This is a genomic window from Ruegeria sp. CDSB113, assembly GCF_059611045.1.
The window spans coordinates 89,773-113,757 of record NZ_JBXWOU010000015.1 but is presented as its reverse complement, the minus strand read 5'-3'; the positions used below and the strand labels follow the sequence as shown (position 1 = coordinate 113,757).

The window sequence follows — 23,985 nt, the reverse complement described above, 5'->3', positions numbered from 1 at the left end:
CAGGCTCCATTCGGTGATGTTTCGAAAAGTTCAGTCGCCGTAGGTTTCGGCAATCTGACGTTCGGTTTCTTCCAATGATCCGTAGACGTTCAACTCGCTGCTCGAGCAGCGCTGCGCCCCTGCACAGTTGCCGAACTGGCAGGCTTTGACGAAATCGCGGGTCTTGAGGTAGCCAAAGGCCAAGCCGCCAGCAAAGCTATCGCCACAGCCGGTGGTGTCGACTACATCCTCGACAAGCACGCGTTTGACCAAGTGCTCACGCATCCGGCCGGTTTCGTCTTTGTGGTAGACGGCGCACCCATGCTGATCCAGCGTGACGTAGAGCGCTTTGACACCAAGATCCAGGCAGTGCCGCGCAAACTTGGGCAGCTGGTCCATCGTTAGTTCGCTTATGTCTTGCAGTTCATCTGAACCGTATTCACCCTTGAACCAACTGCATTGAGCTTCTTCCAGGTTCATCTTCAGCAGATCGATATGTGGAAGCCACCGATCTCGGTCGATCCAGAATTTGTGATACCGTTCGCCATGCGCCGAGCAGCCGCTGGTGGGGCCATGCGCATCAAACACAACCAGACCATCGCTGTTAGTCTTGATGTAACGGATTGTCTCCAGCGGCACTTCAAAGTCGGTTATCGGAACGAAAACGAAGGCATCGCAATCCATCAGGTCTTCAATATCTTCTGGCAAGATTGGATTCATGAAACCCGTTTGCTTCTCGTTGCGCCGGTTCTGGTCGACATAGACCAGATCAATCACTGCACCCTGATCCGCATCGCCAGTAATATGGCTGACATCCAGATGGCGAAATTCGGACAGTATGCCCCGGATATTTTCGACGTCTGTTTCCCGTACGTGGCTGACCACATTTATTTTTGATCCCTGACCAGCCAGTGAGGACATGCAGACCGCCGTGTAAACCGCGCAGCCAAACTTTTCGAATTTCTCACCTTGGTAGCTGGTGATCTTGTCCCTTGGGATCGGGCCAAGTACTGCGACATTGATCTTGTCCGACATTTCGGTCCCTTACATGTTTGCTCTGCTTTTCCGACTGACGCCAACGCCACTATAGCAGCTTCAGTTCTGATAGATTTGCTCGCTGGTATAGAACCCACCTTCGATTACGGTGGCATCGATCGTGTCTTTCGTTACTGCAAGGACGGGGGTAATTACCGTCGGGATTTCCGCGAAGCCGTTGTCTATCAGTGTATGTTCACCAATCAGGTCAGTGATTTCCGCGTCCGGTGATTGCGCGATATTGACGGCGATATCGGCCGCCCGATAAGCCAACGGTTTTATCTGTTTCCAGATCTCCAGCGCTTGTACGTCGGTGGCGACCAGCCTGACATTTCTCAAGTCAGCATCTGATCCGGCGACAAAAACCTGATCCGTTGATGCCAGATCCTCGTCTGACAATGCCGCCAGAACACCGAATGCAAGCCCGCTGTTATTGGCGATAAAGGCATCGATATCGTTGTCATATTCGACCAGTAGATTTTCGGTAGTGTCTCGCGCCATGTCTGAAGACCAGTCAACGTGGCTGCGATCAGCGACAAGTTCTATCCCCGGATAATCCGCAATGACCTTAAGCACGCCGCTACTCAGTGCTTCAGCATTGGCGTCGCCGGGTTGACCTCGGATCAGGGCGATGCGACCTGCCACCCCACCATGTGTATCATTCAACCAGGCAACCATGGCCTCGGCCTGCAACTGCCCCACAGCCCAGCTGTCCTGCATAACCATGACATCAAGTGGACCGCCCTGAAGCATCGAGTCATATCCGACAACCTTGACGCCCTTATCATGGGCCAAATCAACAAGGGCTCCGGCAGTCGCGGTGTTGACGGGTTGCAGAACCAAGACGTCCACTCCGAGATCCAGCATTTCCTCGACCTGCTGCAACTGGCGCAATGGATCATTGCCGCTGCTGTCGAATATCACGTTTGCCCCTTGGGATTCCGCACGTGCAGTGAACAAAGATTTGTCAGTCTGATATCTATCTTCCTGCATGGTCTTGAGCAGGAATCCGATTGTAACGTCGTCTTGCGCTGTCACAATCGTAGGCAAAGATGCCGATAGAAGGCCGGCCAAGCCCAACGCTCTGAGGCCATTTGTGCGTAAGGTTGCTATAATGGACGGTACCATCGCTCACCTCCCAATTGTCATACAGGATTTCGGGGATTTTGGCGGTGCCCCCGGTACGCTAACCGGGGGCTGGTCCACCTCATTTCTTTTTCTGCATCACATCGAACCACACGGCGAGGATGATGATCAGGCCTTTGATGATCAGCTGATAGAACGTCACCACTCCCAGCAGGCTCATGCCGTTGTTCAGAACGCCGATCAGCAAGGCACCGATGATGGTTCCGCTCACCCTGCCCGAGCCACCCGCCAGACTTGTGCCGCCAATGACAACTGCGGCAATCGCGTCCAGTTCGAACATGGTACCCAGGTTGGGGGAAGCGCCATTCAAACGCGAGGCAAGGATAATCCCGGCCAGTGCCGACAGTACCGAGATGACTGTGTAAACGATCATCTTGGTGCGAACGACATTGATACCGGACAAGCGTGCCGCATCTTCGTTTCCGCCAAGTGCGTAGAGGCGGCGGCCAAAGCGGGTGCTATTGAGTGTGTAGATCCCGGCAAACGCTATGACTGCAAAGATCGCAACGGGAACAGGAATACCTTTGTAGCTGGTGAACACGTGGAAGGCCAAAGCAAAGCCTCCGATCATAACGGCACCATTGACCAACAACTCTTGCATGTTGACTTCGACGCCATGTGCCCTGCTTTGCTGAACGTCCCGGAAGATCGAATAGACAGCGAGCGCAGCACACACGATCAGCACGATACTGGACATCATCGGTGGGATGTAAGCACCACCAATTAGCGGAAACACGTCACTCGTTACCGGTACAGAACTGCCGTTGGTCAAGGTCAGTGCCAAACCACGTGCGATGGTCAGCATGCCAAGGGTTATGATGAAGGGTGGTATGTTGAACTTGGCTATCCAGAACCCGTTCCACGCGCCGATACCAACGCCAACGACCAAAAGGGTAGCCGGAACCGCCAGTACTGTTGGCACTCCGTATTGCATCATCAGTGTACACACCACAGCCGATAAGCCGACGACAGAGCCCACGGAAAGGTCTATACCGGCAATAAGGATGACCATGGTCATACCTACGGCGATGATCCCGATGATGGTCACCTGTCGGGACAGGTTGCTGAGGTTGCGCGCGGTAAAGAACGCATCGTCGGCAAAGCTAAGCCCTACGACAAGCACGATCAGCGCAATCAGCGTCGCGTTGTCCTTGATGAAGTTTATCAGGTGGTTTTCCTTGGCGCCGTTGACGCCAATACCTGCAACGTTGCTGTCAGCACTCATTTGCTTCCTCCCTTATGCGCTGCCGGTGGCATACGCCATGATTGCTTCTTTCTTTGCGTCGTCCCGTTCAAAGTTCGACACAATTTCGCCTTCGCACATCACCAGAATCCGATCGCACATGCCCAATACCTCGGGCAGTTCTGATGAAATCATGATGACGGTGACACCTTGCTGGACCAACTCGTTCAGCAACTTGTAAATCTCGACCTTGGCGCCGATATCGATCCCGCGCGTGGGTTCATCCAGAATAAAAACATCCGGCTTGGAATTCAGCCATTTACCCAGAATGACCTTTTGTTGGTTACCCCCGCTGAGCGTGCCGATAACCGTGTCAATTGACGGCGTTTTCACACCGAGCTGATCGACGTATTCCTTAACGACTTTGCGCTCTTGCTGGGTGTTGATGATGCCCAGAACTTTCGAGCTGATCGTCTCAAGCGACGAAATCGTCGTGTTGAACGAAATGGACTTGTCCAGAAACAGACCCAGTGCCTTGCGATCTTCGGTCAGCAAGGCAATGCCGGCTTCAATCGCGTCTTTCGGCGATTTGATCTCCAGCTTCTGCCCGTTCAGCTTAACCTCGCCCGTGGTCTGGTCCGGGTAGGCGCCGAACACGCCACCAACCAATTCGGTTCGACCCGCGCCCATCAGCCCCGAGATACCCAGAATTTCACCCTTGCGGGCAACAAAGCTGGCATTCTTAACCAAATAACTCCCCGGCATATCGGGGTTCGTGACAGACAGATCGTTAACTTCCAGGGTCACTTCACCTGGGGTGAAATCGACCTTGGGGAACATGTCTTTGATATCGCGGCCAACCATTCGGGCAATGATTTGATCAAGAGTGATATCTGCGATCGGAGTAACTTCACCGATGGTTTGACCATCACGCAGAACTGCAATCCGGTCGGCAATCTGCTCAATCTCTTCCATTTTGTGCGAGATGTAGCACATGCAGACACCATCTGCCTTCAGCTTGCGGATGATGCGGAAAAGATCTTTGACTTCCTTGTCCGTAAGGGCAGAGGTCGGTTCATCCAGCACAAGGATTTCCGCCTTTAGGGACAGAGCCTTGGCGATCTCGACCATTTGCTGCTTGCCCACGGTGATGTTCTGCACCAAATCCGTCGGTCGAATGTCATTGATACCCAACTCGGTCAGCAGCTTCTGTGTTTCCGCAAAGGTCTGGTTCCAATTGATCCGGCCCTTGGCATCGGTGAACTGCCGATCAAGAAATATGTTTTCCGCAACGGATAAGCCGGGGATCAGATTGAGTTCCTGATAGATGATGCCAATTCCGGCGGCCTCGGCTTCCTTAGTGTTGGCAAAGCGAACCCTCTCGCCCCGCAAATAGATATCGCCTTCGTAGGTTGGATAGGGCCAAACCCCACTGAGCACTTTCATCAACGTGGATTTGCCCGCTCCGTTTTCCCCCATTAACGCCAGAAGTTCGCCAGAGCGGGCTTCGAAGTTGACATTGTTCAGGGCGCGAACACCGGGAAAATCCTTGATGATACCCTGCATTTTCAGGACGACTTCAGACATGTTTTTTCCCATCACATTCAGAAAGGTGTTTCAGACAATCCCCACCCTGCGCGGCAACTTTGACCGAGGTATCTAAGGAAGGAGGGCACCATGAAACCGCGCGCGGGGAGTACACGCATTGGGAGCTAAATGGCGAAACGCCCTCCTTCAGGAAACAGACCCGGTGATCAGTTCCCGTAGACTTCTTCCTTGGAATAGAAGCCGCCAGCGATGATGGTGTCATCAATGTTGCCCTGTGTCACAAGCGTGATCGGGGTCACGATCGTCGGCACATCCGCAAAGCCGTTGTTGATGACCTTGTCGACTTCAACCAAGTCAGCCGGTGCCGTGTCCGGGTTCTTTGCCAATGCCACGGCCACTTCTGCCGCAGTTTCGGCCAGCGGATCGATCTGCTTCCAGATTTCAACCGCCTGCTTGCCTTGCGCAACGTATTGGATATTGGCCAGATCGGCGTCAGAACCAGCGACAAACACCTTATCTGATGACGCCAGACCCTGTGCTTCCAGCGCCGCGATAACACCTCGGGCCATGCCACTGTTGTTGGCGATAAAGGCATCAATGCCGTTGCTGTTTGAGGTCAGCGTGTTTTCAGCAGTTGCCATGGCCTTTTCCGACGACCACCCTTCGTGTGCCTGGTTGGTCACCAGTTCCAATCCTGGATTGGCCTCAACGATTTCCAGAACGCCGCTGCTCATGGCAATAGCGTTGGAGTCGCCAGGCTGGCCTTGAATTAGAGCGATCTTTCCGGATACCTCTCCGTTCTTGTCGGTGAGCCATTCAACCATGGCTTCGCCCTGCAGGCGACCGACAGCCCAGCTGTCCTGCATAACCATCGCATCCAACGGCCCGTCCACCAGCATTGAGTCATACCCAACGACGCGGACGCCCTCGCTGTTGGCCATGCTAACCATGCTTCCGGCAGTACCAGTATTCACAGGCTGCAACACAATAACCTCTGCACCCTTGGCAAGCATGTTTTCGAATTTCGCCAGCTGGGTCAGTTCATCATTGTTTGCTGAATCAAAGATGACTTCAGCGCCCAACTCCTCTGCTTTCGCAGTAAATGCAGCGCGGTCACGCTTGTAGCGTTCTTCCTGCATGGTTTTCAGCAGGAACCCAATTTTTACATCGCCCGCATTTGCGGTTCCCGCGGTCAATGCGACGGCGGCAACAGAAAGCAGGGCAGCTCTACGGGTAATGGTCTGCAATAGGGACATAATTCCTCCAGTGTATGTTCCTTGGCTGCCGGACCGCTTGGGTCGACAGCACGAACTGCTTCGCAAATTGTGCTGGATGCCGGTTAACCGGTGGGATCAAGCGTCAATCTCAAAGCGATAACGCTAACATAGCACCGTAAAATGAGCTCGGAATTTGTATATTTAGTAAGAATACTTATTCAGAGCGCCATTGAATTCTCCGTACCTGAAGATACTATGTATATTAAACAACACCTTAATGACTTCCGACTTATTGATAAAAGCCATTGAAAACTCTTGAATAAGTGACGCCCGAACTGAGTCTTGATCGCGAAATGGTTTTCAAAACCTCGAAATCGGCAATCGTACATCCTGCTGAGAATGTCGGGGGCAAACGTCTCGCGTTTTCCGTATTAGAGCGCCCAAGCAGCTAACATAGATCCAAGCGAAAGCTTCCTTTGCACCAAAAGTCAATTCATGGCAAGCACTGTTGAATGGCCGCTAACCGAGACTGCGAATGCTTTTTTGCGGTTGCAGCGAAAGTCCGGAATCCGCCCGATTCATTAGAATAACAACGCGTTCTGGCGCAAATAGTAAAGGCGCGGCCTGCTCCGCCGCACTTGTTTTGGGGCCAGCGGGATTTGGACAAGCCAAACGCCCCTGGCCATCAGGGGTAAGACGCTGCCTTCCCCCTCGGGCAACCCTATTAGACAACACCGTGTCCTCGGCTGCGCCTGCGGGCCGCACCACCATTGTCGAATAGCATTGCCTCGCCACCATCCGCGTTCGCCACGTGGCAGATCAGCAGGAACAGGCGCCTTCGGCGTCTGGTCTGCAAATCATCCTTAATTTTCCCAAAAGGAAGTCAGGATCAATGAAATCGGTCTAAGTGCTGGATGAAGGAAGTGAGGCGAAAATGGCAAGGTTCTGTCGCTGGTGGCAGAATTATGTGTCGCCTGACAACACGACAAAAGAGTACACCAACAAGATTTGGGTTTCACGTTTTGCCGCCCGGACATATCGCGGGCTGTTCAAAGATCACAGCGCAGCCGTCCAGACCCGGTAACGCCCCTGCCCCGTTACTTCTCGGACCAAACCGCGGCCCATAAAACGGTCGATATTGCGTTGTACCGCAGCGCGCGACGCTTGCGTCAGGTCTTCGGCAAGCGGTGCCGACACCATGGGCCATGCGGTCAGCGCGTCGATCAGGCGCGGTGGCGTGCGGCCGCTCAGGTCACTTGTCGCCTCGCGGGCGCGCTGATCCCAGGCGCTGACCCGATCCAGGTGCAACAAAGCCGCCAATATCGACTGCCCTGCCCCCCTGATCCAGGCCGAGAGTTTTTCCTGCGGCTCGCCAACCCCGCGCAACGCCCCCGGACCAGACAGCGCCAGCGGCATGAAGATCGCCCCGCCCCGCCCCATCGACGCAGCAAGGCGGGCTGCAATGACTGCGGCCTCTGTGTCCTGACCAGCGCCTTCTGACAGGGCGCGCCAGGCATGAAACCCGATTGCGGCCTGCGTGACGGGATGCAAGCCTTCCGCGTTCTGCATGACCTCGACCAGATCCGCGACGGATTCCGGCGTATCTTCGATGCCCTGTGCCATGCGATCCAGAAACGCCGTCAAACCGTTTGGCCAGCCGCCCTCTGCTGGTCCGGCCCCCGACGTCAGACGGCGCACGGCCCAGGCCGCACGGAACATCGCCTGGACATCATCGCCGGTTGCGCCAATCCGTAATCCGACCCACAACGCAAGTCGGTCGACACCGATCCGATCCCCTGTCCACCAGCCCAGATCAGACACATCCATCAGCGCCAGCCGGTGTCCCCACCCTGTCGGCCCTGCGCGCAAACGTTCGTCCAACGCCCCGAATGTGGCCGCCAGTTCGGCCAGTTCATAAGACAGCTCGGCCTGCGCCGCGCGCCAGTCCCTTGGATCAAACAGCAGGCGGCGATCGACCACCGGACCGGGCGGCAGAAATACATCCTTCGCGAGGTCCTCATCCGGGGGGAGGAACCAAAGATCATCATCCTCAGGCGGGTCTGTGTCATAAATGCTGGGAGGACCAACCACATCGTCGTCGTCATCCGGATCCGGCATCACAGGTTTCGTCGTCATGCCCACTATATTTCGGATATTTCGTGCGGTTCACAAGGCGTATTTCGCCCTGCCCCGGTCAACCGGCAAATGTTGTGGTCAGAATGTCCAGTTGCTGGTCAAGATCGGTCTGCTCGCTGCTGCCGATTAGCATATAGCCATATCCATTCTGCGCCCATGTCGCAGTGGCAACACCACTTATCGCCGCAAGCTTGACATCCTTTGCCGGCGCACCCTCACCCTGGCGGATCACACAAAACGCCAGCGGCTGACCCTGATCATCCGCAAAGACCACCTGAATAAGAGGTTTCCCCTTAAAAGACAGAACCTGAGCGCGTTTCAATTCCAATCCGGGCAGCGTTTCAAGCGCATCCCGGTTAAGCGACCGGCCCAGCTGTGCCTCAGCCCGCGCAAATTGCGCATCAAGCGCAGCCGGAGAATTGTCCAGCGATGCAATCGTGTCCGGCGAATAAAGTGACTGGTAGATTGCCGCCTGTTCGGCCCACCCCATCGGCTCGGGACGTGTGGCCCAGAAAGTTGCGGACACGGCCACGACGGCCACTGACGCCGCAACTGCCATCAAGCGCCAGGGGCCGCCCGAGGTGCGGACCGTACTGACCGGCATTGGTTGCGGCAATTCAATCTGCGGCGCGGCCGCGGGAATGTTTTCGAACACTGATTGAACCACAGGTGCCAGCGGGTCCAGTGTCATCAGGCGTTGTTCCAGCGCAAGATCGATTTCGATCGCCGCTTCGATTGCGGCGGCCTCGGCCGCATCCGCATTGCCTTCCAGATACGCCCTCAGCGTCTCGTCGGAAAACTTCATTTGCCACTCCGTCGAACGGTGTCTGCCGCATCATGCTGCATCACGTTTTTCAGTTTCTGCCGGGCGTTGGACAACCGGCTCATGATAGTGCCTATTGGCACCTCCAGCAACGCGGCGGCTTCGCGGTAGCTGTATCCTTCAACAAACACAAGCATGACTGTCTCCCGCTGCGCTTCTGGCAACTCCATTACTTGTGTAAACACCTCAGCGGCGAAAATATTCGTTTCTGAATCCGGTCCGGTCGCAACTAATTCGGCCTCTGGCGTCACGGACAGAGCCTGCGCCTTGCGCACAGAGCGTGCGCGCACCTCGTTCAACCAGATCGAGCGGCAGATCGTCATCAGCCAACTGTCCAGCCGATCATACGATGTGACCTGATGATGACGCTCCAACGCACGCAGACACGTCGATTGCAATAAATCATCGGCAACATCCGACGCCCCTGAAAGTGCAAGACCAAACCGCCAGACCCGTTTGGAATGCGTCTGGATTGCGCCGCGCACGGCCTGTTCGGAGGAAATATCGGGACTCATCGAATAAATCGCGACCTGTGTGTGTTTGCTTTTCACGGACTGGGCCCGCGGGGTCAGGACTGACATAACCCGAGGAGGAAAGAAATGAAACTTCTGTTGAAGGCAGTCACAATCGCGTCGGCGATTGTTGCAACCCCTGTTTTGTCCCAAACTTGGACGTTGGCCCCCGAAGGTTCGCATCTGGCCTATGGTTCGATCAAAAAAGATACCGTGGGTGAAGTTAATTCCTTCACAAATCTCTCTGGGCAAGTCGGCCCGGATGGCAAGGCCGATATTGAAATTGACCTTTCGTCGGTGGAAACCAATATCGACATTCGCAACGAACGAATGGTTGAATACGTGTTCCGCAAAGCTGGCAGCGCATCGCTGACGGCGCAATTCGACATGGCAGACCTAACAGCCCTGAGCGTTGGGGAAACCACGATTGTCGATGTCGAAGCGATGCTTTCGCTGGCAGGCACAGATGTAGCGTTTGATGCCGAGATGTTTGTGGCGCGCCTGTCTGAAACATCCGTCTTGGTTTCAACAAATGACATGGTGTTCATCAGTACAGAAGATGCAGGCGTCGATGCTGGTGTGGAAAAGTTGATGGAATTGGCCGACCTGCCCGGCATCACCCGGACCGTACCCATCACAGCGCGCCTGATATTTAACCTGGACGAAAAGAAAGCCCAAGCCGAACCTGCCGCCACCGCCGTAACTGCCGCCGTTGCTATCGAAGGTGACGTCAAAGCAGGTAAGAAGGTGTTCCGTAAATGCAGCGCTTGCCACAAGTTGGACGAAAACCGCCATACGGTGGGCCCATCGCTTCACCGCATTATCGGCGCTACGGCGGGTCAGGCTGACGGATTTAAGTTCTCGGAACCTCTAAAGGGGTCGGGTATCGTCTGGACAACCGACACCCTGACCGCCTTTCTGGCGGATCCCAAAGGCACAGTTCCCGGCAACAAGATGCAGTTTCGCGGCCTGAAAAAGGAATCCGATATCGTGAATGTGATCGCCTATTTGCAAGCCGAAGCACAGGGTTAAACCTGAACCAATCCAATAAAGCGGGTTCCCATTACACGCACCGCCACGCTATCCCTTGTATGACCTCAGACAAGGGAGACGCGCGGCATGAGCGACACGGTCAAACTGACACCGGACGAGATCCGGAACCTCAGCCTGTCCATCCTGACCAAGTCGGGGTTTGGCCCGGAACACGCGGCCGCCATTGCCGATGTATTGACGACCTGCCAGGTCGACGATTGCCAATCTCATGGGTTGTTCCGCCTGTTCATGTGCAATGACACCATGAAGGCGGGCAAGATTGACGGGCATGTGGCCCCGGATGTTGCGCCTTCGGATAATGCCATTGTCCGTGTCGATGCGCGCGGCGGCATGTCTTTGCTGGCTTTTCGCGAAGCATTGCCTGTGCTGATCGAAAAGACCCGCACCCACGGCATCGCTGCAATGGCAATCAATCGCTGTTTTCACTTCTCGGCCCTTTGGCCCGAAGTGGAAAGTCTGTCTTCAGAAGGTCTGGCCGCGATGGCGATGGTGCCCAGCCACAGCTGGGTCGCACCGGCTGGGGGGACTCGGGGCAGTCTGGGTACGAACCCGCTGGCTTTCAGCTGGCCGCGTCAGGGCAAGGACCCGTTTACGTTTGATTTTGCCACCAGCGCCTTTGCCCGTGGTGAGATTGAGCTTTATCACAGGGCGGGTAAGCCTCTGCCCGAAGGTGTGGCCATAGACAAGGACGGCAATCCGACCAACGATCCGCAAACTGCGATGGAGGGGGCGATGCTGACCTTCGGCAGCTACAAAGGGTCTGCACTGTCAACCATGATCGAGCTGTTGGCCGGTCCGTTGATCGACGACCTGACCAGCCTGGAAAGCATGGAGTTTGCCGAGGGCCAAGGCGGCGCGCCCTATCACGGCGAGATCATTCTGGCCTTTGACCCCGCCCAGTTCAGCGGTGGTCGTGCCGCAGCAAATGATGATCGCGCCGAACGTCTGTTTGCCGATATCGTCGATCAGGGTGCACGCTTGCCATCGCAAAGACGTTTCGCTGCGCGCGCACGCAACACTGCCCGTGGATACGTTGAGATCGCGAAAACCCTACACGAAGATTTGCTGGTTTTGGCCGAACAGGTGTAAGGCCCGCGATCTTCTCTTCCCCTTAGCGGTGCGGCTGGCTAAGAAGTTCCTCCCAATTGAATTCAGGAGGCCCCCTTGGACCGCATCGCCCGCACCATCGCCACCGAAATCAACGCCCGCCCTGAACAGGTCGGAGCAGCGGTAAAATTGCTGGACGAAGGGGCCACGGTACCATTCGTGGCACGTTACCGCAAAGAGGTGACTGGCGGGTTGGATGACACGCAACTTCGAACTTTGTCGGACCGTTTGACCTATCTGCGCGAACTAGAGGCGCGGCGCGCAACCATCCTGAGTTCAATCAAGGATCAGGACAAGTTGACCGACGAGTTGGCGAAATCCATCGCACAGGCAGACACCAAAGCCCAACTGGAAGACGTCTACCTGCCCTACAAGCCCAAGCGTCGCACCAAGGCGATGATTGCGCGCGAAAACGGGCTGGAACCGCTTGCCGATGCAATCCTATCGAACCGTTCCGCAGATCCCGAAGGGCTGGCAAAGGGTTACATTAGTGAAGCGGTTCCCACGACAAAGGACGCATTGAATGGCGCTCGGGACATAATCACTGAACGGTTGACTGAAAACGCCGCCCTTCTGGGTGAGTTGCGAAATTTCATGCAACGCGAGGCTTTGCTGACCTCGAAAGTGATCGACGGTAAACAGCAAGAAGGTGCCAAGTTCAGCGACTACTTCGATCATTCGGAGCTTTGGGCCAAGACCCCATCGCACCGCGCCCTGGCAATGTTACGAGCGTCGAAAGAGGGGATCGTGACGCTGGACATCGCCCCCGAGCCCGAGGCTGGCGCCGCGCGAGCCGAAGCTATGGTGGCTGCTCATCTGCAGACACGCAACGATGCACCCGGTGATAAATGGCTGCGGAAAGTTGCCGGCTGGACGTGGCGGGTAAAACTGTCCCTTTCGATGATGGTCGAGTTGATGGCCGATTTACGCAGCCGTGCACAAGACGAAGCAATTCATGTTTTTTCCCGCAATCTCAAAGACTTATTGTTCTCCGCACCTGCCGGCGCGCGGGCTACCTTGGGGTTGGACCCTGGAATTCGAACCGGCGTCAAAGCCGCAGTCGTTGATGCAACAGGCAAGGTGGTTGCGACGGAAACCTTGTACCCATTCCAACCCAAGAATGATTTGCGCGGATCGCAGGCGGCGATCCTGCGCTTGATCTCAGCCCATAGGATCGACCTCATCGCTATCGGCAACGGCACAGCGAGCCGCGAGACCGAAAAGATGGTTGCTGACACGTTAAAACTGCTGCCGAAGGGCGTCAAAGCCCCAACCAAGGTTGTCGTTTCAGAGGCCGGAGCTTCGGTCTATTCGGCATCAGAATTGGCCGCGCGTGAATTTCCGGACCTGGATGTATCGCTGCGTGGCGCTGTTTCGATTGCCCGCCGCCTGCAGGATCCGCTGGCAGAACTGGTAAAGATCGAACCAAAATCCATTGGCGTCGGTCAATACCAGCACGACGTTGATCAACATCGCCTGTCACAGTCACTGGCTTCCGTAATCGAAGACGTTGTGAATGCTGTGGGTGTGGATCTGAATACGGCCTCTGCCCCCCTACTCTCACACGTTTCTGGTCTTGGGCCCGGACTTGCAGAGGCTATTGTCATGCATCGTGATCTGAACGGCGCGTTCCAATCCCGTAAGGAGTTGCTGCGCGTCGCGCGTCTTGGGCCGCGCGCCTACGAACAGTGCGCAGGTTTTTTGCGGATACGGGATGGCGTGGAACCCTTGGACGCGTCCTCGGTGCATCCAGAAGCATACAAAATTGCGAAACGGGTCGTATCAGCCTGTGGTTGTGATATTCGCCAAATCATGGGGCATGACGGTGCCTTGAAAGGGCTGCGTGTAGAACAGTTTGTGGATGAAGATTTTGGCCTTCCGACTGTGCAAGACATTTTCTCAGAGCTGGAAAAGCCAGGTCGTGATCCCCGCCCTAGTTTCGTGACCGCCTCGTTTACCGATGGGGTCGAAGAGATTACCGATCTAAAACCAGGAATGGTGCTGGAAGGGACAGTCACCAACGTGGCCGCGTTTGGCGCTTTTGTCGACGTGGGCGTGCATCAGGACGGTTTGGTCCATGTCAGTCAACTTGCGGATAGGTTTGTCAAAGACCCGCATGAGGTGGTAAAAACGGGCCAGGTGGTCAAAGTCACCGTGGTCGAGGTTGACGTGCAACGCAAACGTATTGGCCTGACCATGCGCAAGGATGGCGGAGCCTCGGCGCTTCCAGAACAGGACGGCAAGGGTTCAGATAAGCGCTCCTACCGCTCAAAAGGGAAACCGGCGCAATACGCAAAATCTGTAGAAAACGCGCACCACAGCGCATTTGGTGACGCTTTAAAATCTGCGCTCAAAAAGCAATAGCCTTGGATACGCGTTATTGAAACAACGCTCACGTGAATGCGTCTGGTTCAAGCTCCTCCCAGAACTCAAATATCTTTGTGGCGTTCAACCCTGATCGCCACCCATGAGCCCTGAAATGTTCTCGGTCAAGATCATTATCAAGGTCCGATAGAAAGAGCCGCTTGTCGGCATCGCGTTGCGTTGGGTTTCGCCGCGAAACCAGGTCCTCAACAATTGCCAACCGCCGCGCACGTTCGGTTCGCTCGGCAGTCCTTGCTTCGTATTCCTTGTCCTGCTGCTCTTGTTCTGCAGTCCTGCGTTTTGCTGCTTCACCCACTGATGGGTCTGGCACCGCCGACGTTTTCTTTTCTGGCGCTTGATAGTTGTCCCGCAAGGCAGCGGAAAGAAAACCAAGAGTTGACTTTATGCCATCCTTGCCCCTGGCATATTCGAGCTTTTCCCGAACATAGTCTTCGCCATGCTCAGAAATCCATTGACGTGCCAACCTGTCGGACACGCCCTGCTGGCGTAGCGTCTTGTAGATTGTGAGATTTCGGACGCCATCTTCATCATCAATCTCAAACATCGCTTTCTGCGGGTTACCCTTTATCAGGAACCGGATATCTGTAACCGTTCGTCCTTTCTTTTGGAATTCAGGCTCAATGAGAATATCAGAACTTTTGTTAACTTCGGCGACAGCTGGTTTAATGATCTTGGCATTTAGGTGCTTGAAGCTGCCGTAGTAATCGCTCCCGTCGACCCCCATGAGTTTCCTAAAGACATCCAGCGCCCACCAACCCGTCGACCCTGTCCGGACAAATCGATAGCAATTTTCATAAAGCGCTAAACCGTGCCCAGAACTGAAATTTCTCTGAATCTGGACATTTATTAACGCATATATCTTCGGATCATAGAGTTTCTGAGCCAATGCTGGTGAATATGCGTATTCACAGATACCATTCTTCAGTTTGGCAAAACTCAACAAAGATGAGACACCCCATTCTTGGCGCCCCTGTTCGTCTAGCATATCCCATTCCGCGACCGTTTCCGCCAGAGCCCGCAAGCTTGCACGCAGCGTGTCAAAGTCGTTTGAATTATACCCAACCATCATTGCCAATGTTCTGGCATCAATTGTATGGGTAGGCGCGGACGTTAAAGCATCATAAGCATTCAACAATAAAACGTTCGACAACTTGCGTTGCAACAACGACAGCTTGCCACTGATGTGAATCGCGGCAACGTTCTTCTTCACTGTCTCACGGCGTAACGCGCCTGAGAGATTGTCCATGTCAACTTGTGTATCCGGCATGATTCTGCCTGGCTGCTCGTTTCCTTATTGTTTGCATGATAGGTACCTGAGTTGCAATCTAATTTGGGTGCCCAAATACAGGATTTGTTCAATCCCGTGGATGGGTACCTATTGGAAGCGGTCCTGAGGTTATCCACAGAAACACCTAAAATGGGATTCCCTCGAAGCAAAGAACAAGGATACTTCCATGCGCTGAACCGCGTATTAGAGCCTTTTCCGCTTTGAAAAGCACCGTCCTGAGAATCGGCCCCCTATTTACCGTAACTTGACACCATAGAACCTGTGTTTGGGTACCTATGATCCCGTATTAGGGTCCTTTACACCCTGTAAACGGATACCCAATGTAAGTTAAGCTATTGACTATAATATATTTTTTCATCCCAAAGATTCTAAATATTACAAATAAACTAAACGATTTGTTGCGTTCATTTTTATTGATTGTTTGAGTTTCGCTGCGAAACCTAGTGGTCGCCCCAACTTCTGTGGAAAAATCGAAATGGAAGGATAGCCTCCCACCCAAATGTTCGCTACATTGCACCATATACGCCGGCAAGGCGAACATTACCTGAGGAATCGACAGTGAATAAGACTAACCAACCTCCCCTGCCTCCTTATCTTAATCTCGATCCAGAAAAAGCAGCAGCGAAGTTGCCAGATCCTATTGGAACTTCGCGATTCGCAAAAGCTGCCACTTTCTGTGCAAAAGGACGCGAAGATTTAGCCCGGAGAGGCTATGCGCCCGACGGTGAAAAACGTTTACGTCGTTTTTCTATTTGGGAAATCACCAAATACCTTATTCCTGTAGCGCCTGCTCACCTAAGACGTGTTCTCAAAGCTAATACAGAGCTTCCACAAGGAGAAGGAGAAGCAGGGTCAAAGTGGTTTACTCTTGAAGAGGTTCTAATCCTTCGAAAACACTTTGCGGCAGAAGGTGTCAGCACCAAAGAATACTTGCCATATCGCCCGGAGGGCCTGCCTGCGAAAGTTGTATCAGTAGCAAACTTCAAAGGCGGGGTTGGCAAAACTTCAACCGCTGCTCACCTCGCTATGTCTGCGGCATTGGATGGTTACAAAGTTCTTGTAGTTGATTTGGATAGCCAGGGATCGATGACGTCAATTCTTGGCGGATCGGTTGCGGACGAGTGGCAAACCGTATTTCCGCTGATAGCAAAAGATTACGCGAGGGCTGTTCAAGAGGAAAACCGCGTCAGGCAGGCTGGGGGGCAGGCCGAAATCCCATTGGATGAAACACTGCAAGAAGCGCTAAAAACTACTCCAACCGACGTTATTCAAAAAACCCATTGGCCCAATATCGACCTTATTGGCGCCCAACTGAATTTGTATTGGGCAGAGTTCCAGATCCCGGTGTGGCGTATGGGGTTAAGAAGTTGGCCATTGTGGGATGGCCTCACCAATTTTCTCGAGAACGAAGGTGTTCTAAACGATTACGACATCGTTTTTGTTGATACCCCTCCTGCTCTTGGGTACCTAACGATCAACGCATTGGCTGCAGCGGACATCCTCTTGGTTCCGCTTGGAGCGTCGTTCCTGGAGTTCGATTCAACCGGCCGGTTCTTCGACATGCTCTATACGACGTTCGCAAGTATTGAAGATGGGGAAAATACCGCCCAACGAGCAGCCGGATTGCCAGAGTTGAAGTTCGAATGGGATGTCGTTCGGGCAATCATTACCCGATTTGATGCCAGCCAACAGACAGATATGGCGAACGTGATCCAAGCGTACTTTGGCGACTTCATGAACGCTTACCGACAGGATTTCACTGCTTTGGTCGGGCAGGCCGGTGAACAAGTGAATGGTATTTACGAGGCTGACTACAGAGATTTTAACCGCGAAACCTATGTCCGTGGACGTGAAACTTTTGATCGTACATACGCGGAATTCAAAGAAGTTCTAATAGGTTGTTGGTGGCGTGATGCCCAATTGGGAGGAGAGTCGAATGGCTAAACGTAGAAGACTTGCTGTTCCAAACACAGCGGAATTGGAAGAGTTGGAGGTGGGTTTCGCCGCGAAACCTTCTTTGAATCCGTTTGACGGTACAACATCTACACCCCCGATTGCCCAGGTAGCAGCTGAGGCTGCGTCCTTAAGCGGAATGGCAACTGTTACAGACCGTGTCGAATTAGCCAAAGATCAGAGCGACGCTGCAAGGTGGCGGGACGCAAAGGATGCTGGTTTGGTGGCTGAAATGCTGCCGATCGAGCTGATAGATGCCGAATACATTCGACGAGATCGGATGGTCGAAGACGAAGAGGCTATGGCGGAGCTCCTGGAGTCTTTGAAAACAAATGGGCTGCGTACACCAATTGAAGTGACGCGCGAAGGCAATGGTTTTGGCCTTATCTCGGGTTTCAGGCGCTTGGACGCGTTTCGTCGTTTGTCCAAAACTGATGATCGATTTGCTAGCATTCCAGCCTTCGTAAGAGGCGCCGGTTCGGGGCAGGGGGCTTACGTGTCGATGGTTGAGGAAAACGAGCTACGCTCTAACCTAAGCCCATACGAACGCGGACGTATCGCAGTTTTAGCCGTAGGGCAGGGGATATTCGAGTCGACTGAGGCCGCAGTCGATGTCTTGTTTGCGGCCGCCTCCAAAGCCAAAAGATCTAAAGTTCGCAGCTTTGCGATGGTCCATGAAGCACTTGGTGACTTGCTCCAGCATCCTGTGGCACTTTCGGAAAAAGCGGGATTGAAGCTCGCGTCGGCGCTGAGAGGGGGTGCCCAGAGCAAACTTCGTCAGGCACTTGCAGAGGCAGAGGTTTTTGACCCAAAAACAGAGTGGGACGTTCTTGAAAACGCAATGAGTTTGTCTCGTTCGCCCAAGGACAAGAAGGCCCGTGGAGGACGCCCGCAGCTAGTAAAACCATTAACGCCGGTTAAGTTAGCTGGAGGAGGGAGTGTACAAGCCGAACTGTCTCCAGATGAAGTTCGTATTCGGATCCGGTTGCAGGGAGTATCAGAGGAGGATGCTCAGCGACTGATAGAGCAGATCGCGAGCCACCTAGGTTAGTTTCGTGCTAAACCGGGAAAAAAGGTTGTTGCTATCGGTTTCAAATGACAAGTCGAAATTAAGAAAATTCGCACTACTTCCGAGTTACCGATGCAGTAGGCAAAAGGGAGATATAATGATCATTATAGGACTTTAATCTTTACTACCTTAAAGTCCAATATGAACTTATACTTGTCGGAACGAAATTGTGTGGGTTCCGTTGCAAAGTTTGCGGTTGTTCAGAAACCCGCTGTTGTGTCGATGGGTTAGGCAGCCAGTTCTGCGAACTGTAGAAATGGACAGAGTCCAGGCGTGAATTGGCCTTTTCGGATCATGTGCTCGACTTCGATACCTGAAAGAGTTGCAGATGCAGGTTCAAAAGACTTGAAGCCAAGCATAGGGCGGGTTCGTCTTTTGATAATCCTGTGATCTTGTTCCACGATGTTATTTAGGTGGCTCTGTTGCCAACTTTTGACCATTGACCTTCATGGCGTTAGCGCCTGTGTGGCGAACGGCATCATTCAGAAGAAGGTTGGTTCATGATTTCTTTCAAAGGCGCGCAATATCCGAAGGATGTGATCCTGTTCGCAATCTTCTTCTACGTCCGATACGGTGTGTCGTACCGCGATCTTGAAGAAATCATGGTCGAGCGTGGCGTTGTGGTAGATCACACTACGCTGAACCGCTGGGTGACAAAATACGCCAGAGTAATTGCAGACGTAGCGCGCAGGCGAAAGGCATCGTGTGACCGCTCGTGGCGGATGGACGAGACCTACATCAAGGTAAAAGGCGCTTGGGTGTACCTCTACCGAGCCGTCGACAAACACGGCAAAACGCTCGATTTCATGCTTTCACATCGTCGGAATAAGCCGGCTGCCACAAAGTTCTTTGCTCGAATGCTGGAATGCAATGGTCTTCCACGAAAGATCGTCATCGACAAAAGCGGTGCGAACACCGCTGGTATCAAAGCAATCAACAAGATGCTGAAAGGCTTTGATTGCCCGATCCCAATCGAGATGGTCAGGCGGAAATACCTCAACAACATCGTGGAACAGGATCATCGTTTCATCAAGAAACGCATTCGGCCAACACTGGGGTTCAAGTCATTCTCTTCAGCGGCGGCAACGCTCGAAGGAATCGAAGTGGCGCCCATGATCCGCAAAGGCCAAATCACGCCCGGAGTCTGTCCGTTTCGGCAATTCGCGGAGCTGGCGGCTTAGCCCGCCGGTACATCGCTATCACTATGGCCGGTCAAAACTTCGCAACAGATCCTCAGCCGGGTCCTTTCAAACCGTCCACTGAAACGGGGCAAGACGAGCCTCCAGTCACCGATACGAAAAGCAGAGAACGGTAGAAAAGAGCCCAAATTGACTGATGCGGCGAATAGTTGAAATTACTGTGTTAAGCGGACGCTTGGAAGCAGGTGTTTTCGCGCAAATTCTAGTATGGATCGGGAGGCAACGATTGATGCCTCCCGAGTATTGATTTCTACTGCGACATCCCCCCTTCGGTCGAAATTTGCTCCTCGACATGGCCCTGGTTGGTTATGTCCGATCCCCGTGGAGGATATTCCTTGAACGTAGACAGGTGGTTTTGGACGATTTTGGCAGCAGGACCAAATGCCCACATCTTGTTGCCCATCCACCGTGTATACATCCCCGATTCCTCCGCCGCTTTTTCGTAGGGATCGCGGCGCAGGTTGAATAGTAGGGGTGCGTTCAGTTCTTCTTTGGGTCCCGCCCAACCTTCGGTTTGTATCGTGAAGTGCGCTTTCCAGTCACCATGCCGCACCGCTTGCAAGTCCGGACCTTCGTAGTAGATGATCTCATCCCGGTTGCTGTCGCTGTCCCCAGTCAAAAACGACAGTTGGTTGAACCCATCCAAATGCACCTGATAGCCCTCGTAGCCTTGGAGTAATGATCCGGGCAGATCGTTCGGGCCGCCAGCGGCGGCAACAAGAGTGGGCATCCAGTCAAGACCGGCAAAAATACCATTGCTCACGGTTCCGGCTGGGACTTTTCCGGGCCAACGAATGATGGCAGGAACGCGAAAACCACCCTCCCAGGTTGTCCCTTTTTCACCATGGAATGGCGTCGTTCCCCCGTCGGGCCAGGTCATGGTTTCAGGGCCATTATCCGAGGTGAATACGACAATTGTGTTTTCTGAGACGCCCAGTTCGTCCAACCGAGCCATGACTTTGCCCACGTTGTCGTCAAGCTCCTTCATGACCACATCCTGCAAACCGCGCCCGTCACCCAACATGGCTTCGTATTCGGGGCTCAGATGGGTCCAGACATGCGCGCGCGCCGGGGCCATCCAAACGAAGAAAGGCGTTTCATTGTCAACCGCGCGGTTGATGAAGTCCAGTGTGTGCGCTGTTACTTCATTGTCGAGCGTCTTCTGCCGCTCGGGCGGAGCGGGACCATCGTCGATGATGCGTTGCTTTCCGACCAAACCCCAGCGCGGATCAATAGTTTCATCCATGGTATTCGTTGCGTAGGCGTGGATGATGTTCCGGGGGCCAAAAGTGTCGTTGAATTTCTGATCTTTCGGCCAGTCCGGATCGGATGTGTATTCCATCGCGTTCAGGTGATAGAGCCAGCCCCAGTATTCGTCAAAACCTTTCACTGTTGGCAGGAACTTGTTCATATCGCCCAGATGGTTCTTGCCAAATTGACCAGTTGTGTAGCCCAGAGATTTTAGCATGTTGGCTAGAGTAGGGTCATTTTCGCTCAGACCTTTTTCAGGGTCTCCGGGCAGGCCAACTGTGTGCATCCCAGTTCGAACCGGAAATTGTCCGGTGATAAAGGCAGACCGTCCGGCGGTACAGCTTGGCTGCGCATAGTAATCCGTCAGACGCATGCCATCCGCAGCAAGCTGATCAAGGTTGGGGGTTTTGATGCTTTTTACACCCTGATGGTAGCTGCCCAGACTGGCCCAGCCGACATCGTCGGCCATTATGACAAGGATATTGGGTTGGTCGGTTTCGGCCAAAACTGGCATGGCACAAACCGAAGCTGTGGCCAGCGTGGCGGAAACCGCAACAGATCGAAGAATGAACATTTTTACCTCTGTGGACGTAGAAGACGATATCGATGGTGGGAGTATCGAAGGGTCCATCAGGGATAGCGGTCGAAACTTTCGCGTCGCAACAGAGCTTTACCAGGATTTCATATTATGAAATCTAAAAAACGAAACCTGAAATGAAATTGACCACATGATGAACGAAAAAGCATTAACCGCCTTTCTTGCATTGGCTGAAACCGGCAGCTTCCAAAATGCAGCCCGTGTCATGGGTGTGTCCAACGCGTCATTGTCCCGCTATGTCGGGCAGGCCGAGGGCCATACGGGACTTGTTTTGTTTCATCGAAGCCGAAACAGCAGCACACTGACACGCGCGGGGCAGGAGTTCTTTCCAATCGCCCAGGAGCTGCGCGAAGACCTGAACCGATATGCGACACGTGTGGCCGGTTTGCGCGAAACCGGGCCGGGCACTTTGCTGATCGGTTGCGGGCCTCTGACCACGAGGACCCTGATCCTGCCCGTCTTGCGATCAGTGCGGCAAGTGATGCCTGACTTGCGCTTCCGAATTCTGGTAAGCGCCTACGCACGCCCGCTCGACTTTTTGCAGGCGGGAGAATTCGACGTATTCCTCGGCGATCTGACCTACACACCTGAAGCCGAAGATGTCGAGATCATGGTGATGGAAAGACAGCAAATCCAGTTTGTTGCTCATCGCGATCATGGGGTTCACCAGCGCGGCCCGCAAACTATAGCTGGTATATTCGATTATCCTTTTGCATCGCCGCATCTTCACAAACACTGGAAAGCAACCTTGATAAAGTCACTTGGTGGCGATGCCGAGGCCGTCGAAAAGGTCAATGCCCAGCCACATATCGAATGCGACGACTACAACCTCCTGTCCGGATTGTTGGCGGAGCCTGACTTCATTGTGGGAGGGATGTCGGACACGTTCGCAGGGCTGATCCGTGCAAAGACAATCAAACCCGTGTCGATGAAACAAAACCTTACGTGGAACATTTGCGCGGCGCGTAAGTCGCAGAACACGTCGGATGCTCTTGAATTGTGTTGGAGTGAGCTTGCTAAATATCGCGCCCGATGACGTGAGGCAGGGTCAACGAATTCGGTTTGGGTGTTGGATGAAAGATGTGAGGTCAAAAAAGGAAAGGTACTGTCGCTGATTTTGAATCGTTCGGCTTTTCATAGGCGCACAGGTTTTTCCATTTGCGACTCAGGCTCTTCCATCGTTTTGACGCGTCCCGGCAGCTGTCATTGAGCTCAAGCGCGGCAAAAGTCGGGAAAGAGCCCGTTCTGCCAAATGCTGCAATGCGTCGGGGTGACTAGTATGCGCGCAAAGCTAACAATGAGCGGTATCGTTCCAGGCCATCTCCTGGCGCGGCGTAAAATGAACTTTCAAGAATTACCGACCCACCCAATCATCAAAAACTGCCATCATGTCGCCTCTCAGGCGTGCCACATCCTCGTCCACTGAAGCAGAAAGATCACATTCGAATGACGGCAAGACCTCGACGCGGATTGTACCGCTTTTGGGTAGGTGTTTGCCGCGGGGCAGCAGGCGGTCCGAGGCGTGGATGACGATGGGCCGTATTGTACGGCCAGTAGCGCGCGCAGCCAATACCGCACCCGCCTTAAACGCCCCAAGGCTTTCGGACTTAGTGCGCGTGCCCTCAGGGAAAAGCACCACAGAGCAGCGCGCGGGCATTGCGTGCACGGCAGCCGTGAGTGTCTCAAGCGCCACCGTGCCGCTTTTGCGGTCAATCTCCACCAGGCCCGCGCCTTTAAACCCTCGGCGCAGGAGGACCGCGTCGCACAGTTCCTTTTTGGCGGCGAAGGTGATCCACTTGGCGTCGGGCACCACGTCCATCAGAGCAAAGCCATCTAGGTGGCTGCGGTGATTGATCACGATGATGCTGCCGGTGTCGTCGACCAGCGTGGCCGTGTCGGCCTCCGAAATATCTGTCCGGATGCTCAGCAGCCATAAGAGCCGCGAACATGCGCGTTTGACTAGTCGCCAGTACCAGCCGCGAAAGCCTCGCCGTTTTCCGCAAAGCAGGGGAACAAAGGCGATGAAGAAGAAATAGAAGGGACCCATCAGGAACAACGCGGCGCGCTTTATGACGCGCAGGCCTGCCCGGTCTGTGGCCTCTGGCGCGGCCCGTAGGTTCGGAGGTTGGATTGACATGGGTCCCCGTTGTGCATGCTGTCTGCCGGGGGAATTTCACGAAGACCCTTCGCTTGGCATTTGCTGCCTGCCCTTCGGGCGCGTGGCCCGACAAGCACCCTGCGCCCCACCTCTATGGGGCAATGGGCGGGTCGCATCAATAAAAAGTCAAATATTGGCGATTGGCTTTAACGGCGGGTGGGAGCCCACACCGGAAGTGTCCAAATCTCGCTGCACGCGCTCGCAACACAGAATCTACTGCAACGGCGTCAAATTTCATGCTGCCTTGCAAAGGGAATAGCAGCTGTTCATGCATCGCGCAGCAAGTCTCAAACCATGAATTCGAAAGTTGCGGGACAAAGCATTCATCTAGTTAGGCTGAACATA

At 54.0% G+C, this 23,985-nt stretch carries 18 protein-coding genes and 1 pseudogene; 7 read left to right on the top strand and 12 right to left on the bottom strand.

Features of this window, described 5'->3' with window-relative positions; genetic code table 11:
- Positions 1-30: 30 nt before the first annotated feature.
- The 8 genes from AC2FIS_RS20500 to AC2FIS_RS20465 all read right to left on the bottom strand — a co-directional run bounded on the left by AC2FIS_RS20500 (position 31) and on the right by AC2FIS_RS20465 (position 9,648).
- Positions 31-1,014 carry a carbohydrate kinase family protein gene (locus AC2FIS_RS20500; RefSeq protein ID WP_496775155.1) on the bottom strand — a complete coding sequence of 328 codons (984 nt, stop codon included), beginning with the start codon at positions 1,012-1,014 and terminating at the stop codon, positions 31-33.
- Positions 1,015-1,074: 60 nt separating this feature from the next.
- Positions 1,075-2,052 carry a substrate-binding domain-containing protein gene (locus tag AC2FIS_RS20495; protein ID WP_496775154.1) on the bottom strand — a complete coding sequence of 326 codons (978 nt, stop codon included), beginning with the start codon at positions 2,050-2,052 and terminating at the stop codon, positions 1,075-1,077.
- A gap of 169 nt (positions 2,053-2,221) precedes the next feature.
- Complete coding sequence (locus tag AC2FIS_RS20490) at positions 2,222-3,385, bottom strand: sugar ABC transporter permease (RefSeq protein ID WP_496775153.1); 1,164 nt, start codon at positions 3,383-3,385, stop codon at positions 2,222-2,224.
- Positions 3,386-3,397: 12 nt separating this feature from the next.
- The gene (locus tag AC2FIS_RS20485; protein WP_113789752.1) at positions 3,398-4,930 is read right to left on the bottom strand and encodes a sugar ABC transporter ATP-binding protein; all 1,533 of its coding nucleotides are present in this window, start codon (positions 4,928-4,930) and stop codon (positions 3,398-3,400) included.
- A 167-nt stretch (positions 4,931-5,097) separates the two neighbouring features.
- A complete protein-coding gene (locus tag AC2FIS_RS20480) occupies positions 5,098-6,147 on the bottom strand; it encodes a sugar ABC transporter substrate-binding protein (protein ID WP_199528512.1) in 1,050 nt (349 codons plus the stop codon).
- A 1,017-nt stretch (positions 6,148-7,164) separates the two neighbouring features.
- Entirely contained in the window at positions 7,165-8,244 is a 1,080-nt protein-coding gene (locus tag AC2FIS_RS20475) for a helix-turn-helix domain-containing protein (protein WP_496775152.1), read from the bottom strand.
- A 58-nt stretch (positions 8,245-8,302) separates the two neighbouring features.
- On the bottom strand, positions 8,303-9,049 hold the full coding sequence (locus tag AC2FIS_RS20470; protein ID WP_496775151.1) for an anti-sigma factor family protein: 747 nt from the start codon (positions 9,047-9,049) through the stop codon (positions 8,303-8,305).
- Complete coding sequence (locus AC2FIS_RS20465; protein WP_496775150.1) at positions 9,046-9,648, bottom strand: RNA polymerase sigma factor; 603 nt, start codon at positions 9,646-9,648, stop codon at positions 9,046-9,048. Before AC2FIS_RS20465 ends, AC2FIS_RS20470 begins: the two co-directional genes overlap by 4 nt.
- A gap of 18 nt (positions 9,649-9,666) precedes the next feature.
- Here AC2FIS_RS20465 and AC2FIS_RS20460 point away from each other — a divergent pair, with 18 nt between their 5' ends.
- The 3 genes from AC2FIS_RS20460 to AC2FIS_RS20450 all read left to right on the top strand — a co-directional run bounded on the left by AC2FIS_RS20460 (position 9,667) and on the right by AC2FIS_RS20450 (position 14,103).
- Positions 9,667-10,611 (top strand): c-type cytochrome, encoded by a 945-nt coding sequence (locus AC2FIS_RS20460; RefSeq protein WP_496775149.1) that lies wholly within the window; start codon positions 9,667-9,669, stop codon positions 10,609-10,611.
- An 87-nt stretch (positions 10,612-10,698) separates the two neighbouring features.
- Positions 10,699-11,721 (top strand): Ldh family oxidoreductase, encoded by a 1,023-nt coding sequence (locus AC2FIS_RS20455; protein ID WP_496775148.1) that lies wholly within the window; start codon positions 10,699-10,701, stop codon positions 11,719-11,721.
- Between the two features lie 75 nt (positions 11,722-11,796).
- Positions 11,797-14,103 carry a Tex family protein gene (locus AC2FIS_RS20450; RefSeq protein WP_496775147.1) on the top strand — a complete coding sequence of 769 codons (2,307 nt, stop codon included), beginning with the start codon at positions 11,797-11,799 and terminating at the stop codon, positions 14,101-14,103.
- A 28-nt stretch (positions 14,104-14,131) separates the two neighbouring features.
- Here the strand turns inward: AC2FIS_RS20450 and AC2FIS_RS20445 are convergent, their stop codons facing one another.
- The gene (locus tag AC2FIS_RS20445; RefSeq protein WP_496724792.1) at positions 14,132-15,391 is read right to left on the bottom strand and encodes a replication initiation protein; all 1,260 of its coding nucleotides are present in this window, start codon (positions 15,389-15,391) and stop codon (positions 14,132-14,134) included.
- Positions 15,392-15,970: 579 nt separating this feature from the next.
- Here AC2FIS_RS20445 and AC2FIS_RS20440 point away from each other — a divergent pair.
- Complete coding sequence (locus AC2FIS_RS20440) at positions 15,971-17,356, top strand: AAA family ATPase (RefSeq protein ID WP_496775146.1); 1,386 nt, start codon at positions 15,971-15,973, stop codon at positions 17,354-17,356.
- Positions 17,349-18,416: a ParB/RepB/Spo0J family partition protein gene (locus AC2FIS_RS20435; RefSeq protein WP_496775145.1), complete on the top strand. Its 1,068-nt coding sequence runs from the start codon at positions 17,349-17,351 to the stop codon at positions 18,414-18,416. The genes AC2FIS_RS20440 and AC2FIS_RS20435 overlap by 8 nt, the downstream gene beginning before the upstream one ends.
- Before the next feature lie 245 nt (positions 18,417-18,661).
- Here the strand turns inward: AC2FIS_RS20435 and AC2FIS_RS20430 are convergent.
- Positions 18,662-18,859 (bottom strand): annotated as a pseudogene (locus AC2FIS_RS20430) (DDE-type integrase/transposase/recombinase); the annotation flags it as partial.
- Positions 18,860-18,934: 75 nt separating this feature from the next.
- On the opposite strand from AC2FIS_RS20430, the gene AC2FIS_RS20425 reads away from it, so the two are divergent.
- Positions 18,935-19,615, top strand: coding sequence for an IS6 family transposase (locus AC2FIS_RS20425; RefSeq protein WP_496775144.1), 681 nt, complete (start codon positions 18,935-18,937; stop codon positions 19,613-19,615).
- 268 nt (positions 19,616-19,883) lie between these two features.
- Here the strand turns inward: AC2FIS_RS20425 and AC2FIS_RS20420 are convergent, their stop codons facing one another.
- On the bottom strand, positions 19,884-21,458 hold the full coding sequence (locus AC2FIS_RS20420; RefSeq protein WP_496775143.1) for an arylsulfatase: 1,575 nt from the start codon (positions 21,456-21,458) through the stop codon (positions 19,884-19,886).
- 154 nt (positions 21,459-21,612) lie between these two features.
- On the opposite strand from AC2FIS_RS20420, the gene AC2FIS_RS20415 reads away from it, so the two are divergent.
- Complete coding sequence (locus AC2FIS_RS20415; RefSeq protein ID WP_496775142.1) at positions 21,613-22,518, top strand: LysR family transcriptional regulator; 906 nt, start codon at positions 21,613-21,615, stop codon at positions 22,516-22,518.
- Positions 22,519-22,836: 318 nt separating this feature from the next.
- Here AC2FIS_RS20415 and AC2FIS_RS20410 read toward each other — a convergent pair whose 3' ends face one another.
- Positions 22,837-23,619, bottom strand: coding sequence for a lysophospholipid acyltransferase family protein (locus tag AC2FIS_RS20410; RefSeq protein WP_496775141.1), 783 nt, complete (start codon positions 23,617-23,619; stop codon positions 22,837-22,839).
- Positions 23,620-23,985: the final 366 nt, after the last annotated feature.